The sequence below is a fragment of the Flavobacteriales bacterium genome (assembly GCA_020635395.1).
In the GTDB taxonomy this organism is placed as follows: domain Bacteria; phylum Bacteroidota; class Bacteroidia; order NS11-12g; family UBA9320; genus UBA987.
The window spans coordinates 546779-560511 of sequence record JACJZV010000001.1; the positions used below are offsets into that span (position 1 = coordinate 546779).

Consider the following 13733-nt stretch of genomic DNA (forward strand, 5'->3'; position numbering starts at 1 on the left):
ATGATGATAAAATAATCACCCACAATTCGGAATATCAAGAATGAAGGACAGGTTTGAAACGGTATTGGAAAAGTTGGACAGCAAGGTTTGGAGTGTGGGCATCAAAGTGCCTTCTGAAGTTTCAAAAAAATACATTGGTCAGGAATACAAAAGAGTGCTTTGTACACTTAACGATATACACACGTATCAAGCCCCGCTTTTATCAATGGGAGAAAGCAATTACTATATCAATGTAAATCAGCAAATTCAGAAGAAACTAAAGATAGGAATAGGGGATAGCATAATGGCCGAAATAGAACCCGACAACAGCAAATATGGCCTGCCCATGCCCGAAGAACTGAGCGAGCTACTCAAAATGGACAATAAAGGAAGCGAGGTTTTTCATAAACTTACTCCCGGCGTTCAACGAAATCTCATTCATATTGTTGGCACACCAAAATCATCCGAAATTAGAATCAGAAAGGCAATAGCCATTGTGGAATATATAAAGCAGGTGGACGGAAAAATCGTTTTTAAAGAATTGAATATTGCATTAAAAAATGGGTAGATACGCAATGTAGAGACGCAATGCATTGCGTCTCTACATTGCGTATCCATTGCGTATCTATTCTAATATTTTTCCCACACATTCACCAAAACCCACCCGAAATTGGTTGTTTTCTGAATAGGCTCTCATGGTTATCGTATCGCCGTTTTCAATGAATTTTCGGGTTTTCCCGTTTTTTAGAATGATGTCTTTTTGGCCGCTCCAACTCAATTCCAACATACTGCCAAAACTATCTTCAGTTGGGCCGCTTATAGTTCCGCTGGCCATCACATCGCCCACATTTACATTGCAACCGCCAACGGTGTGATGTGCCAATTGTTGAGCCATATTCCAATACATATATTTGTAGTTGCTATGGCAAATGGTGGTGCTTTCATCGCCTTCTGGGGCAATGGCTACTTCCAATTTTATGTCGATGTTTTTGTTTCCTTCAAATTGAAGGTATGGTAAAACTTCCGGATCTTGTTTTGGACTTTCTATTCTAAATGGGTCGAGAGCTTCCATAGTAACAATCCAGGGTGAAACCGTGCTTGCAAAGTTCTTGGCCAAAAAAGGGCCAAGCGGCACATACTCCCATCTTTGTATGTCGCGGGCACTCCAGTCGTTAAAAATCATCATTCCAAAAATGCAGTTGTCGGCTTCATTTACAGAAATTTGTTCTCCAAGTTTCGTTGTTTTTCCAACCACAAAAGCCATTTCCAATTCGTAATCCAACCGTTTTGAGGGGCCAAATATGGGTTGCTCAGCGTTTGGTGGAACGGTTTGGCCATGAGGTCTTTTTATATCGGTGCCGCTTATCACTATTGAGCTGGCTCGGCCATGATAGCCAACCGGAAGGTGTTTCCAATTCGGAAATAGAGCATTGGCGGGGTCTCTAAACATTTTTCCAACGTTTGTTGCATGGTCAATGCTGCTATAAAAATCGGTGTAATCGCCAATGTGTATCGGTAACAACATCTTTGCTGAAAGTCGGTCTTTCAAGATATCGTTTTGATGATTAAATAGTTTGGAAGTATTGTTGCACAACTGTTGTTGCATTTCTTTTCTAACAGCACTCCAAGTGCTTTTTCCGCAGGCAATAAAATCATTCAAAACACAACTATCAAATACAGTTTTGTCAAAATGGATATTATCAAATACCCCCAAATTGGTGGCGGCCTTTAGGTCAATAAGGTTGTCGCCAAAAGCCACACAGGGCGTGGCAATGCCGTTATTTTGGTATATGCCAAAGGGCAGATTATAAATTGAGAAATCGTGAAAATCAGAAACGTTTAACCAGTTTTGCATTGTGTTTTAAATTTGGTTCAAAACAACATAAATAAAATCTAAAACAAGTCTTTAGAACAAAAAATTGGTTGAAACATTTGTAAAAGGGATTGTAAGTTTTAGTTATTCCGCGGAAAAATGTGGTTCAAATGCGTAGATTTTCCCGCGGAATAATTTGTGCTTCTTCTATAAGTTTAAAATGAAAAGTAGAGGAATGCATCAAATGGATTTAATGAATATCCACTATCACGCACAATGGGTTTTTGGCCATTAAAGAGGGCGTGCAATCCGCTGTCTGGTGCAAATCGAACATCGTTTAATTGGAGTAAATGTTCGTCATCTTCTTCGCAATAAATAGGCGAAATTTTGTATGAAATTAGCATTTTGCCAATGCTTCCCGAATCACGAAAAAATTCATAGTTCATGGTGTCGGCATTCATGTCTAATGGCAAATAATGGGGCTTAAATATAGTATCTCCCTCAAAATTATTATTATAACACCGCACGCTAAATGGCGAAGAAGATTCATTGTATATGTCGATAGTTGGTTCCGAACGAAAATAGATTTCGGAGCATTCGCCATGTTCAACAATAATAACGCATGATGATAAACCGAAAATGGCAAGAGCCAATAAAAGCAAAATTCTTTTCATGTCTGTTTTCTTTCTCTATTTAAAATCAGGTTGATGCCAAATCCAGCGTTGAATCCGCCCCAATCAATGCCAATGCCCGGAACAAAAGGTGGGGCAAATGCAGGCTTAGATTTTGCATAGTAGTTCGTAAATACCAGAGGATAAAAATCAAAACGCACCAAATCATGCCAAAACCATTCAATACCAAAACGTACATCAGTATAGCGATAGCTCAATTTTTTGAGTTCATAGGAAAAGGTTTTGTCTCCAAAACTGCTGCCTTTAAATGTCTTTTCTCCATAAAAATCAAGCACACCACCACCATAGTTGTATGATAAGCAGGCGGTTAATCTTTTGCGTTTTTGCTGACCCTGAGCATTTACTTTTCTATTTACAAAATCTCTGGAATGCAGCGTTATGCCCACGGCAAAATAACCTCCGGAGGTGGTAGATTTGTCGTATTGATATAAATTTCCGGCAAACTTTTGGCTACCACCTCCCATCCTAAATTCGACGTGAGGCATGGCCATAATACCATATTCTACCACATAAGCCGAAGCGGCTCGTAGGTGAACGCCGGCACTGTATATATCAATTCGTTTTGTTGATTTGATTGTATCGGTTTGTGCATTTGCTTTTGGAACTACCAAAACAAATAGGATTATGACAATTATTGCTCTCATAAAAGCAAAATCTAAAACGAAAGTTGAAGCATGGTACGCCAATCAATATCATAACCGGTATCCTGCTTTATAGGAAAGTCCTGATAAAATTTGGCATTTAGGCTGCTGTCGAATGCAAAAAATGCTTTTCCAAACCGAAACATTTGTTTGTCGTCTATATCGCAAAAGAATGGAACAATGTGGTAGTAAATGCTCAATTTTCCGATACTGCCGGTGTCTCTAAAAAATTCATAATTCATGGTGTCTGAGTTCATGTCGAAGGGTAAATAATGTGGCGATTTTATGGTGTCTCCCACATTTTTTTGGTTGTAGTGCCAAACGTAAAAATCATTATTGGCCGAGTTTTCCATCATCAACGTTGGTTCTTCTTCATATCCATCGCACATTCCAATTTCTTTTGAATCGCATCCATAAGCCATAACGGCAATCATCGAAAATAAGATAAGTCTTTTCATTGTTTTAAGTGTATAAAAATGCAGAGTGATAGATTGTACAAATTAGTTCTTTTTGCAACGTTAAGCTCGATGTTTTGTATTGTAATTGCCTTTAATTCAACACAATATGAAGGTTGAGTAAACAGGTAAATACCCAAGATTGGTAGCCTATACTCTTTGCTTTTTGTAGAAGTTTCTTCTTTTTGAGCAAATGAACTCAAAGATATAAAAAGGAACATGGCTATGGCGGTTGTACATTTCACAAAAGCAAAAGTAAGCCTTTGAAAAATATAGAATTGTCACAACTGTTTAAATTCTATTTTGGGGTATCCCGCGTCTCCATCAATGCTGTAAAAATCAACAAAATGAGCTTTGTAAAAATAGCCGGATGATGATTGAAGAATAAAACATTTCTTAGGGTTCACCACATACACGCTGTTGCCGAAATCATACCATTTCCAATCGTATCCAATGGCATCTTGTGCATCGCTAAACGGGTGCTCTAAGGTGTCGGATAAGGTTATGTTTTCAAAATCAACCCCTTTAATAATCGACACTTTGGTGTTGTATGGATTGGTTAATGCACCCACCACCAAATAGGGCAATTCTTCGGCCTCAAAATAGTAGGTGTATTGCCTAAAAATCAAATCGAAGGTTTCTTTTGGCGGTTCCACATCCACTATTTCATGGCTTATAAAAGAAAAGTAGGTTCGGTTAAAATTGCCATTTTTTGTTAGTGTTGCCGTTTTTATTTCGGTTGAATTAAGCTCTGCATATTCAATGTTCAACTCTTGATTGACAAGTTTAAATTTAACTTTAACAAAGCCTAAATCTTTGTTTTTCAAATCTTTACCCAAGTTTATAATCCAAACAAAAGTGTGGTTTTGCCAACCGCTCAAGGCAGTGCTATCGTCTTTTCCGTTGCTCCAATCCCACATAAATTTAAGACCAGTGGTGTCACTGATTTCCGCAAGCTCGGTGGCTTGGGTAACGGCGGCAAAAACACTTTTTCCGGTGTTTAGGTAGATGGTTTGATTGTTGGCCGAACAGTTAAATGCAACATCCCAAAGGCCGCGGTCAATGCTTTTTACCACCTCATTTTGAGCAAGGTTAAAAAACAACTGATTCTCATACTTTCTGCCCATACCAATGGTTTGCTCTTGCACATCACCTCGTGGAAAAGGTGCAATGGGTGTTTCTTTTTCAAAACAACCTATGGTCAACATGGATATTATTAAAATGAGTAATGCCTTTTTCATTTTGAGAGTTTTAACGCCAATCGCATAAAATAACTTCTGCCCGTGCCCATAGATAGTCCGGTATTTTGCGTATGCACACCGTTTGAAACAACTGTGCTTTGGAGGTTTGTTACGTTCATCAGGTTTTTTACCCCTACACTCAAGTCCAAACGCTTATTCATAAAATGTCTGTTCATTTGAAAATCTACCAACCCAAAGCCGGATATTTTACTTTCGGTAATTTGGTTGTCGGTAAGCGAGAAAATGCTTTTGGGTCCTGTATATTTTCCTGAAAGGGTAAATTTTATTTTTCTCCAATCTTGATTGATAGATGCCTGCGTTTCGATATACGAAAAATCTGTTTTTTGATTCGTTTCAGCATTGTTTATCGAAACAACGTTGGTGGCAGAAAACCCAATGTTTACCCTTGTTTTATTTGTTGCTACTGCCAAATTTACTTGCCCACCCAGACTTTTGAACTGATCGAGATTTACGTAGGTATATTCCGTACCTGAAATGTTGGCGAGTGTTATTTTGTCAAAAATATCATTATAAAATACAGACAATGAGGGCCTTATTACTCCTTTTTTAATCTTATGAAATCCGGTAACGGATGTTTGAAAGTTGTGTGATTTTTCGGCTTTTAAATTTTCGTTGCCAATCACATTGTGGTTTACATCCACAAAATTTAGATAAAGTTCCTTTATATCCGGGGCTCGAAAACCACGGCCATAGCTAAACCGATAGACATATTTTTTTACCTCATATCGAGCAGAAAAAGTGGGGGCGATTGGCGATTTGTAAACAGAATTGTATGCCAGCCGAATGCCGGGCTTTATAGAGAAATGGCTGCCAACCATCATCTCAGATAGGGCATATACCGCCATATCGGTTATAGATTTTACTCCTTCTTCAATGCGAGCCCCTGTTCCATTTTGAAAAATAAAATCATATCCCAATTGGGTGTTCCATTTTTTGGTTTTGGTCAAAAAATTATACGAACCTCTTGACTGCAAAGCCACAAAACCTGTGGTATCCTGCCCATCGGTTGACGGAACTTGTCGGCTTTCGAGAGTCACCAAATCGCGATAATACTTTACACGTTGTCGGTTGTATAGATTGTACGAAACAAAAGCATTTAGATTTTTATTACTGTCGATAATCCGATCATATTGCACCTTTTCGTCCAATCTTGTGGTATAAAAATGCTCATCAAAAGCTGTCTCAAAATAGGGTGCGTTTGCTCTTCCTTTGTTAATTAGTAGCTCTCTAAAACCTTCTGATTTAATCAAAAATTGATTTTTCTGATTTCCGGTTGATACCTGAAAACGCCCAAAAAATTGCTCTTTAGGTTTCCAAGAATCGTATCTGCCCTCGTCTGTGGCATTCCAACCTCTAAACATATTGCGGCCTGCCTCTGCTCTAACATTCACTTTTTTGAGCTGTTTGCCTCCGGTTATGCCCAGATTATACTGTCCAATACTTTCGTTATAATTGGTGAGCAAAACCTCACCGGCAGTCGGACTTTTCTTCTTTGTTATGATGTTTATCACGCCGGCAAGAGCATTGCTACCGTAGGCAGTCGATACAGGACCTTCAATTACCTCAATTCGCTCCACATCGTTTAGGTTTATTTGGCTCAAATCAATGTTGCCATCCAATCGGCCAATTACAGGCACTCCATCTATCAATATTTTTACATTCTGCCCAGAAACACCCATCAGACTAACCGCACTTCCTGTTGAGTTGTCATTGGCAATCTGCACATTCAATTGCTGCTCCAGAGCCTGTTTCAGGTTAAACACGGAGCGATTTTCTAAATCTTTAGCGGTAATTACCGTTATTCTTTCCACCGCTTTTTGGGTGGTCTGTGCTTTTGCCTGAACCGTAACCACCACTTGGTCGAGATTGTTTGAAGTAGGTTTTAGATAGATTGAAACAGAGGTTTGATTTGGGATAACTACCACCGCATTTTCGGTGCTGTGCGATACTTCGGTTGATTTGATAAAATATTTTCCGGCAGAAAGTTCAAATTTAATTTGGCCGTTTTCGTTGCAGGTTCCGGCCTTAACAATGCTTTGGTTCGAAAAAGTTTCGTTTGTGGCCACAACAACCTCCGCATAACTAATGGCGGAGCTGTCGGCAGCAGAATGCACCAAAACGGATAAAGTGTTTTGGGCGAACAAGTCGCCCAAAACACACATCACTATGAACAAAAAGCCGAGTTTTTTCAATCAAAAAATGGATTATCTGGCAATGATTAATGGAGTGCAAGCCGAACCATTTTTGGTTAAAATGGTCACAAAATACAAGCCATTGCTAAGGTTGTTGGTGTTTATAAAGTTTTCAGTTTGCTCCACGAGCGTTTGTCCATTGCTGCCTATTATGGCAATACTCAACAGCTCTTCGTTGATAGGCAACTGAATGGTCACCATGTCATTTGCAGGATTTGGAAACATCGAGAATTGAAAATCATTGGTTTTGGCAATGCCAATGTTCCCAACCTTTTCTTTCACAAAATGAATTTCGCTGCTGCTATACGAGGTGAAATACAGTTTCCAAACGGCTCCGGCCTGAGTTCTCACAAAAAATACCTGATCTGGTGTTATGTCATACGACGTGCCGTTCCAGCTTTTCCAGTCATATCCTATTTCGGTAATGTTTGTATTCCAGTCTAAAAAAGAAGTGTCATTGCTCGTTACGTCCAATCCGTCTCGCTGAGCGTTTTCGGTGTTTTTATTCAATTTTACACCATATACCGGGTAGTTAATAATTTGTCCTCCGGCATCAATTGGGGCAACATATTTGGTAAAAACAAAATCCCACGATACAGCATCGGGCTCACGATCCAAAAATGCATCATTAACAATGGAATAATAGGCAAAGTTGCGGCCGGTATAATCTGTTTTTTTCAGTGTCTGAGTTATTTTGTTTGTTCCGTCCACATTGGCTATTACAAATGTGTAGGTAGAGCTGGCAAGTTCGTCAATATAAATTCTTCTGAAAGATTTGTCGCTCAACTGAATGAAATAAATCGAATCGCCAACCACCATGTGTGTTCCGGGGTCGTAAACTCCCCAACCCAAATCATAATCGCTGGTTAGGTTTTGGTTAAAGGCACCTCCGTCCCAAGTTTCAACAGAGTTGATGTGTGAAGGCCAATTTTTAAAACCGGTGCTGTCGAAATTGTCCCAATCCTCTATTGCATAAGGGCTAGAGTATAGCATAACGCCGTTTTGACCATTAATTAAAATTGAACCTGCAAAGCCTTTGGCCTCTATGGCAATGTCCCAATTTTTGTTCGAAATAGCTTTAACCTCCCCATTTTCGAGGCTATAAAAAATATCCGACTGTGTGCCGTTAATCATTGCTGTGTCGGGTGTTTGGGCGGCAACTCTAAGGCCAACCAACAAAATTGCTAAAGTGAAAAACTTCTTCATTTCTATTATTTAGATGAATTTTAAATAGTGGTGCAAATATGGTCTTCATAATCCTGTATTTTTGCCGATTTAAGGAGAAATAATGTCGCTTAAAGTAGAAACTAAATGATTTTTATTTTATATTGATAAGTTTCATTATTTCAGTAAGTTATAAATTTTTATTTTTAATAGTTGTATGGAAAATGTCGCTAAAATTGATAAAAATCAGAAATTAAAAACGGAAAATGCCACTTTATGGATTTTTAACCAAAACGAAGTTGGCTTAGAAAAAACAATGCCGTTGAGCCACGCGATGGTGCACTTTTTTTATTGCAAAAGCGGCGATGTGGTTTTCAAATTTTCGGAGCAATACCAAAGACAGCTTCCGCAGGGTTCTTTTTTTACTATTTATGATTCTCAACGATCGCTACACACTGAGTTGATTTCCGAAAAATGTCAGTTGGTGTATATGGCCATGTCGCCAGAGTTCATACATCAAATGTTGCTCGACGACAATAAAAATATGGTAAAGTTGGGTTTTGAAGGTTTTGGTGTGCGAGAATATTCTGTAAAAACCATTGGTTTTGGTTGCGACATACTGCTCGATCAATTGCTTAATGGCAATGAGCCTAATGTACTAAAATCGGCATTTTATCAAGCAAAAGTACTGGAATTGCTCAGTTATACCTTTGATGTGGAAGAAACAAGTTTGTATGAAGCCTGCCCTTTTTTAAAGGAAAAAGACAACGTAGAACGCATCAAAAATGCCCGAAATATTTTAATAGAACAATATGAGTTTCCACCGGGTTTGGCAGAGTTGGCCAAACTGATTGGCATGAACGAATACAATCTTAAAATTGGTTTTAAAAATGTTTACGGGTTGCCACCATACAAATATTTGCAGGAATACAAGCTCAATATGGCAAAAAAAATGTTGAATGAAGGGCAGATGCAAGTGGCCGAAATTGCGGATAGCATTGGCTACAAAAGTGCCAGCCATTTCATTGAAGCGTTTCGAAAAAAGTTTGGCATTACCCCAAAAAAGTTTGGGAGGTAGGGCAAACCATCATATCAACCCCTCATCGGCAAAACTAAAATAGGAAGTGGGTGTAACAATCAGGTGGTCAAGCACATTGATGTCGAGCAAGAGGCCAGCATTGGTTATTTTCTTAGTAATGTCTTTGTCGGCTTGGCTGGGTTTGAGACCGCCACTGGGGTGGTTGTGACAAAGTATGATAGACGAGGCATTTTTTTCGAGAACTTGTTTGAAAACTTTTTTTGGGTCAACCACCGTAGCCGAGACACCGCCTTCGCTGATACGGTGTTCGCCGATAATGATATTTGCATGATTGAGCAGCACAATCCAAAACTCTTCGTGGTGTAAATAAGCCAACCGATGATTGATGTATCTGTAAATTTGCTCGCTGCTGCTTATTTTCTTTACCTGAAGTGCCTGTTCTGCATTTTTGCGACCGCCCAATTCAATGGCACTGATTATGGTAATGGCTTTGGCCGGGCCAATGCCGTTTATTTTGCACAAATCGGCCACCGTAAATCGAGCTAAATTATGCAAATTGTTGTCGGCGGCTGTTAGAATATCTCTTGCCAAATCAATAGCCGAGCGATTTTTGGTTCCGGTGCCAATTAAAATGCCCAAAAGCTCGGCATTGCTCAAACTTTGTTTGCCGTTGTTTTGAAGTTTCTCGCGGGGTTTTTCGTCATCGGCTCGGTTTTTTATAGCTATATATTCAGGCATATTGCAAAAGAAAAGGCTTTTGACAATATGCCAAAAGCCTTTATGTAATTTATTTTGTTAAGATTTTTTTTAAAGCGAATTAACGTGCTTTGTCAAGCTGCTTTTTAAGTTGGCAACTTTGTTTTTGTGTATCACGTTGTTTTTGGCAAGTTTATCCATCATCGAAAAAGTTTCTTTCAACAACCCTTCGGCTTCAGATTTTTCGGTAGAAGTACGCACTTTTTTAATCCAAGTACGTGTGGTTTTGTGCTGATAACGGTTTCTCTCGTTTTTAACCTCGTTGCTTCTAATTCTTTTTATTGAACTTTTATGATTTGCCATATCAATTTTTAAAGGACGGCAAAAGTAATATTTTGGTTTTGAAATGCAAAAGTTGTTTTTATTTTTTTTGAGACACGAGATTGGTTAAGGATTCCTGAGCAACTACCTATCTAAAGTAACTATGCTTCTCTCTTTGCAACAATCTCCAAATTGCCTTTTACCTGTCGCACAATGCTGTTGTCGGGTATTTCGGTTTTGATGTAGCACCCGGCACCCACCGTTACGTTGTTGCCTATTTTTGCACCTGCCACTATGCTGCAATTGCCTCCAATCCATACATTGTCGCCAATAGAAACACCCATTTTGCTGGCAAACTTGGCATGATTGTGTGGCGAGTGGTTGGTAGTAGATATGATGGTATTTGGGCCAATAATTACGTTGTTTCCAATGGTTAGTCCGCCAGTGGCGTTGATGTAGTTGCCCATGCTGCCACCCGGCATCGAAATTTTACCGTTTCGTTCAATGTTTTGCCAATCAATTACTTGCGACCGAAAATCGACCGGCCACGGCACATTGCCATTTATTCTCAGAATTTTTTGAAAAAAGAAATACCGTTTGATTATTTGGAAATAATACACCTCGCCGGGATAAATGTTTTCAAACGCCGGATACCAGAGTTTTACCATCAACTTAAACAAACTGTTGTCGAGGGCGATAAATATTTTTTTTATCAATCGTATCAAGCTGTTTTTTCTTGCCATGCAAAAGTAGGAAAAAGTGGGGTGAGGGGATAATGTAGAATAGATTTCAAAATCACCAAAAACTGAGAAAAGCAAACGAGACCCTAAATTTGGTTGATATTTCGTTCACGGAAATTGGAAGAAAAAGAGTGTAAATTTGCTTGACAAAAAATAGTAATAGGTCTAATGACAGGTAAAACAGCAAAACCATTTTTAAAATGGGCAGGTGGAAAAACACAACTCATTGCAGAGATTGAAAGGTGGTTCACAAATGTTATTAATTCTTTCACGATTAAATGAACTTGAATTTCGATACCAAACTTGCCGAAAGGTTCAGAAGTAGTTCGCAAATTGCAAGAGTTTTATCAGAGAATTGGGTAAAAGATAATTCATATTGCCCATGCTGCGGTGAATTACCGTTAATTGAATTCGAGAATAATAGGCCTGTGGCCGATTTTTACTGTAAAAAATGCTCAGAAGAGTTTGAGTTGAAAAGCAAAGGTGGTAAACTGACAAAAGCAATTACAGACGGGGCTTATTCTAAAATGATTGAAAGAATCAGTTCTGAAAACAATCCTAATTTTTTCTTTTTGACTTATTCGAAAAATTGGTCTGTAAATGACTTTCTGATTATTCCAAAACAGTTTTTTACACCTGAAATCATCATCAGAAGAAAGCCATTGGCCGAAACAGCAAGAAGAGCAGGCTGGGTAGGCTGCAATATTGATATGTCAAAAATTGCAGATGCGGGTAAAGTATTTTTGGTTAAAAATGCTCGGGCAATTAATCAAGAAATTGTTAAAGAAAATTTTAATAGAACACTGTTTTTACGGGCAAAAAGTACAGATGCAAAGGGTTGGATTTTGGATATTATGAAGTGTATTGATGAAACAAAAACTGATGTTTTCAACCTTGATGAAATTTATAAGTTTGAGCAAAAACTTAAATTAAAATACCCTAACAATAATTTCATTAAAGATAAAATCAGGCAACAGCTTCAAATACTTCGTGATATAGGGGTTATTGAATTTGTTGGTCGTGGTAAATATAAAAAGATCAAGTATGGAAACATTTAAAATTGAAATTCAAGAATTCTTGTCAAGAATAGTTGAAGTGAAAGCTAAAACAAAAAACGAAGCAATTTCCTTAGTGCATGAAATGTACAGGAATGAGGAAATCGTTTTAGATGCTGGAGATTATATCGCAACAGAAATTGGAGAACATGTTTCTGAATGACCTGAAAGGAATTAAGCATAAATTACCCAATCTTAAAACCATCAACCCCAATAAAACCTAACCCCTTGCAACACAAAAATAACTGCCGCTAAGAGTGATAAGCCCACCAAAACCTGTCCCACAATCTTGGTTTTTAGTAGGTGAAAACAGTTTATAAGCATGGCTATTCGCACAATGGAACTGCATGCAGTGAAAACCAGCAAACCGCCCAATATGTTGTGAAAATAGTGGAGCGAAACATACAAGCCTACACAGCCCAATAGAGTAAACAACGAGGTGTAAACAAACTGTAGGTGTATTCTATTTTGCACCTCAAATGCCGATGCAAAGGGGCTGCTTATATACATGGCAAAGCTAAAAAGAGCCAATATCTGCACCATAGGGCCGGCATCCTGCCATGTTTCACCGAGCAGAAAGGGCGTTAAAACATCGCCCCAAACCACCAACACTGCCACAGGAATGATGGCCAAAAAAAACTGAAACCGCAAAATGTTGGTGGCCAATTTTTGGGTTTCTGCCACGTTGTTTTTTAGTCGAGCCAACTGCTCATATAGCACCTGGCTTATGGCAAAACTCACCGCTGTGAGCGGTAGGTAGGTCAGTTTGAGTGCATTGCCATACAGTCCGTTGGTTTCGCGGTCGAAAAACATTAGAATAATAAAAACTGGAAGTTGAGTGCCCAAAACATTAATTAATGCAGAGGGTGTGAGCCAAATGGCAAAACTTTTGTATTGTTTGGCCAACTGCCGAAATGGGGCAACATGAGGCTTGAGGAACAGTGCGAAGTTTTTGGGTAGATAGGCCACAAAACTGATGATTTGACCCAGTATATGGCCAAGTATTAAACCGTTGTTTTTGTTGGCAAACAAAAAACCGTGAAAAAGTTGGTAGGCCGATTTGGATGAAAAATTGAGTAAACGGTTCGAGCTTATTTTGGTGTAACGTTTTTCTCGATTCCACCAGATATTAAAAATATCAAAACCTGCCGTAAAATAGATGGCAGGAGGTGTAAGGTAAAACCAAAAAGGAACGGATGAAAAGCCCATGAAAGAGGCAAATGCACCACCAAAAAGGAAAAGAAACAGGTAGAATAAGCACACAAAAAGGAGGTTGATGAAAAGTGAAAGGCTTATCAAATTTTGAGCCTTTTCATCATTGGATTCTACCATGGTGGCGTGTTCAAATTTGAGTGTGCAAAACGCAACACAAACAGAAATGATAGAAGTGAAAACGGTAAGGTCTCCGTGTTGTTCTTTGCTAAAAAGTCGGGCTAAAAGTGGTGTAATCAACAACAGGTTAAGCACTTGCACAATGGCAGCACTGCCAAAAAGTTTTCCGGCATTTTTTAAAAAATCTGTTTTTATAAAGTTGAAAACCGACACCGGACGAAGGTCGGGTTTATTTTTGAAATTGTATGAAGGGTAATAAATTATCATGTTTTTGGCAGCACTGCGAGGCAAGTTAGGCAAAGAAAAAGGGGGTTGAATGACGAAATCACAATACATTTGCACTCGAATTTGC

General features: G+C 38.7%; 15 protein-coding genes. 4 read left to right on the top strand and 11 right to left on the bottom strand.

Annotation, left to right across the window (positions count from 1 at the left end; translation table 11 throughout):
* Positions 1-40: 40 nt before the first annotated feature.
* Entirely contained in the window at positions 41-547 is a 507-nt protein-coding gene (locus H6607_02325) for a DUF1905 domain-containing protein (protein MCB9261198.1), read from the top strand.
* A 57-nt stretch (positions 548-604) separates the two neighbouring features.
* Here the strand turns inward: H6607_02325 and fahA are convergent, their stop codons facing one another.
* From fahA to H6607_02360, 7 genes are all read right to left on the bottom strand, one after another.
* The gene (fahA, locus tag H6607_02330; protein MCB9261199.1) at positions 605-1834 is read right to left on the bottom strand and encodes a fumarylacetoacetase; all 1230 of its coding nucleotides are present in this window, start codon (positions 1832-1834) and stop codon (positions 605-607) included.
* 173 nt (positions 1835-2007) lie between these two features.
* Positions 2008-2466, bottom strand: a complete 459-nt coding sequence (locus H6607_02335) for a hypothetical protein (protein ID MCB9261200.1) — start codon at positions 2464-2466, stop codon at positions 2008-2010.
* Positions 2463-3128 (bottom strand): hypothetical protein, encoded by a 666-nt coding sequence (locus tag H6607_02340; protein MCB9261201.1) that lies wholly within the window; start codon positions 3126-3128, stop codon positions 2463-2465. Before H6607_02340 ends, H6607_02335 begins: the two co-directional genes overlap by 4 nt.
* A gap of 11 nt (positions 3129-3139) precedes the next feature.
* Positions 3140-3583: a hypothetical protein gene (locus H6607_02345; GenBank protein MCB9261202.1), complete on the bottom strand. Its 444-nt coding sequence runs from the start codon at positions 3581-3583 to the stop codon at positions 3140-3142.
* A gap of 278 nt (positions 3584-3861) precedes the next feature.
* A complete protein-coding gene (locus tag H6607_02350; protein MCB9261203.1) occupies positions 3862-4821 on the bottom strand; it encodes an HmuY family protein in 960 nt (319 codons plus the stop codon).
* Positions 4818-7034: a TonB-dependent receptor gene (locus tag H6607_02355; protein MCB9261204.1), complete on the bottom strand. Its 2217-nt coding sequence runs from the start codon at positions 7032-7034 to the stop codon at positions 4818-4820. The genes H6607_02350 and H6607_02355 overlap by 4 nt, the downstream gene beginning before the upstream one ends.
* A 12-nt stretch (positions 7035-7046) precedes the next feature.
* On the bottom strand, positions 7047-8240 hold the full coding sequence (locus H6607_02360; protein ID MCB9261205.1) for a T9SS type A sorting domain-containing protein: 1194 nt from the start codon (positions 8238-8240) through the stop codon (positions 7047-7049).
* Positions 8241-8415: 175 nt separating this feature from the next.
* On the opposite strand from H6607_02360, the gene H6607_02365 reads away from it, so the two are divergent.
* A complete protein-coding gene (locus tag H6607_02365; GenBank protein ID MCB9261206.1) occupies positions 8416-9276 on the top strand; it encodes a helix-turn-helix transcriptional regulator in 861 nt (286 codons plus the stop codon).
* A 9-nt stretch (positions 9277-9285) separates the two neighbouring features.
* Here the strand turns inward: H6607_02365 and radC are convergent, their stop codons facing one another.
* The 3 genes from radC to H6607_02380 form a co-directional block, all read right to left on the bottom strand.
* Entirely contained in the window at positions 9286-9975 is a 690-nt protein-coding gene (gene radC, locus H6607_02370) for a DNA repair protein RadC (protein MCB9261207.1), read from the bottom strand.
* Between the two features lie 69 nt (positions 9976-10044).
* A complete protein-coding gene (locus H6607_02375) occupies positions 10045-10296 on the bottom strand; it encodes a 30S ribosomal protein S20 (protein ID MCB9261208.1) in 252 nt (83 codons plus the stop codon).
* A gap of 119 nt (positions 10297-10415) precedes the next feature.
* Positions 10416-10997, bottom strand: coding sequence for an acyltransferase (locus tag H6607_02380; protein ID MCB9261209.1), 582 nt, complete (start codon positions 10995-10997; stop codon positions 10416-10418).
* A 275-nt stretch (positions 10998-11272) separates the two neighbouring features.
* Here H6607_02380 and H6607_02385 point away from each other — a divergent pair, with 275 nt between their 5' ends.
* The gene (locus tag H6607_02385; protein ID MCB9261210.1) at positions 11273-12052 is read left to right on the top strand and encodes a restriction endonuclease; all 780 of its coding nucleotides are present in this window, start codon (positions 11273-11275) and stop codon (positions 12050-12052) included.
* A complete protein-coding gene (locus tag H6607_02390) occupies positions 12039-12212 on the top strand; it encodes a DpnD/PcfM family protein (protein ID MCB9261211.1) in 174 nt (57 codons plus the stop codon). Before H6607_02385 ends, H6607_02390 begins: the two co-directional genes overlap by 14 nt.
* Before the next feature lie 41 nt (positions 12213-12253).
* On the opposite strand, the gene H6607_02395 is transcribed toward H6607_02390, so the two are convergent.
* Positions 12254-13672, bottom strand: coding sequence for an oligosaccharide flippase family protein (locus tag H6607_02395; protein ID MCB9261212.1), 1419 nt, complete (start codon positions 13670-13672; stop codon positions 12254-12256).
* Positions 13673-13733 lie beyond the last annotated feature (61 nt).

Bases quoted from the DNA above. Each gene is read 5' to 3' on its own strand.
- H6607_02325 (MCB9261198.1), top strand. From the start codon at position 41: ATGAAGGACAGGTTTGAAACGGTATTGGAAAAGTTGGACAGCAAGGTT.
- fahA (MCB9261199.1), bottom strand. From the start codon at position 1,834: ATGCAAAACTGGTTAAACGTTTCTGATTTTCACGATTTCTCAATTTAT.
- H6607_02335 (MCB9261200.1), bottom strand. From the start codon at position 2,466: ATGAAAAGAATTTTGCTTTTATTGGCTCTTGCCATTTTCGGTTTATCA.
- H6607_02340 (MCB9261201.1), bottom strand. From the start codon at position 3,128: ATGAGAGCAATAATTGTCATAATCCTATTTGTTTTGGTAGTTCCAAAA.
- H6607_02345 (MCB9261202.1), bottom strand. From the start codon at position 3,583: ATGAAAAGACTTATCTTATTTTCGATGATTGCCGTTATGGCTTATGGA.
- H6607_02350 (MCB9261203.1), bottom strand. From the start codon at position 4,821: ATGAAAAAGGCATTACTCATTTTAATAATATCCATGTTGACCATAGGT.
- H6607_02360 (MCB9261205.1), bottom strand. From the start codon at position 8,240: ATGAAGAAGTTTTTCACTTTAGCAATTTTGTTGGTTGGCCTTAGAGTT.
- H6607_02365 (MCB9261206.1), top strand. From the start codon at position 8,416: ATGGAAAATGTCGCTAAAATTGATAAAAATCAGAAATTAAAAACGGAA.
- radC (MCB9261207.1), bottom strand. From the start codon at position 9,975: ATGCCTGAATATATAGCTATAAAAAACCGAGCCGATGACGAAAAACCC.
- H6607_02375 (MCB9261208.1), bottom strand. From the start codon at position 10,296: ATGGCAAATCATAAAAGTTCAATAAAAAGAATTAGAAGCAACGAGGTT.
- H6607_02380 (MCB9261209.1), bottom strand. From the start codon at position 10,997: ATGGCAAGAAAAAACAGCTTGATACGATTGATAAAAAAAATATTTATC.
- H6607_02385 (MCB9261210.1), top strand. From the start codon at position 11,273: ATGAACTTGAATTTCGATACCAAACTTGCCGAAAGGTTCAGAAGTAGT.
- H6607_02390 (MCB9261211.1), top strand. From the start codon at position 12,039: ATGGAAACATTTAAAATTGAAATTCAAGAATTCTTGTCAAGAATAGTT.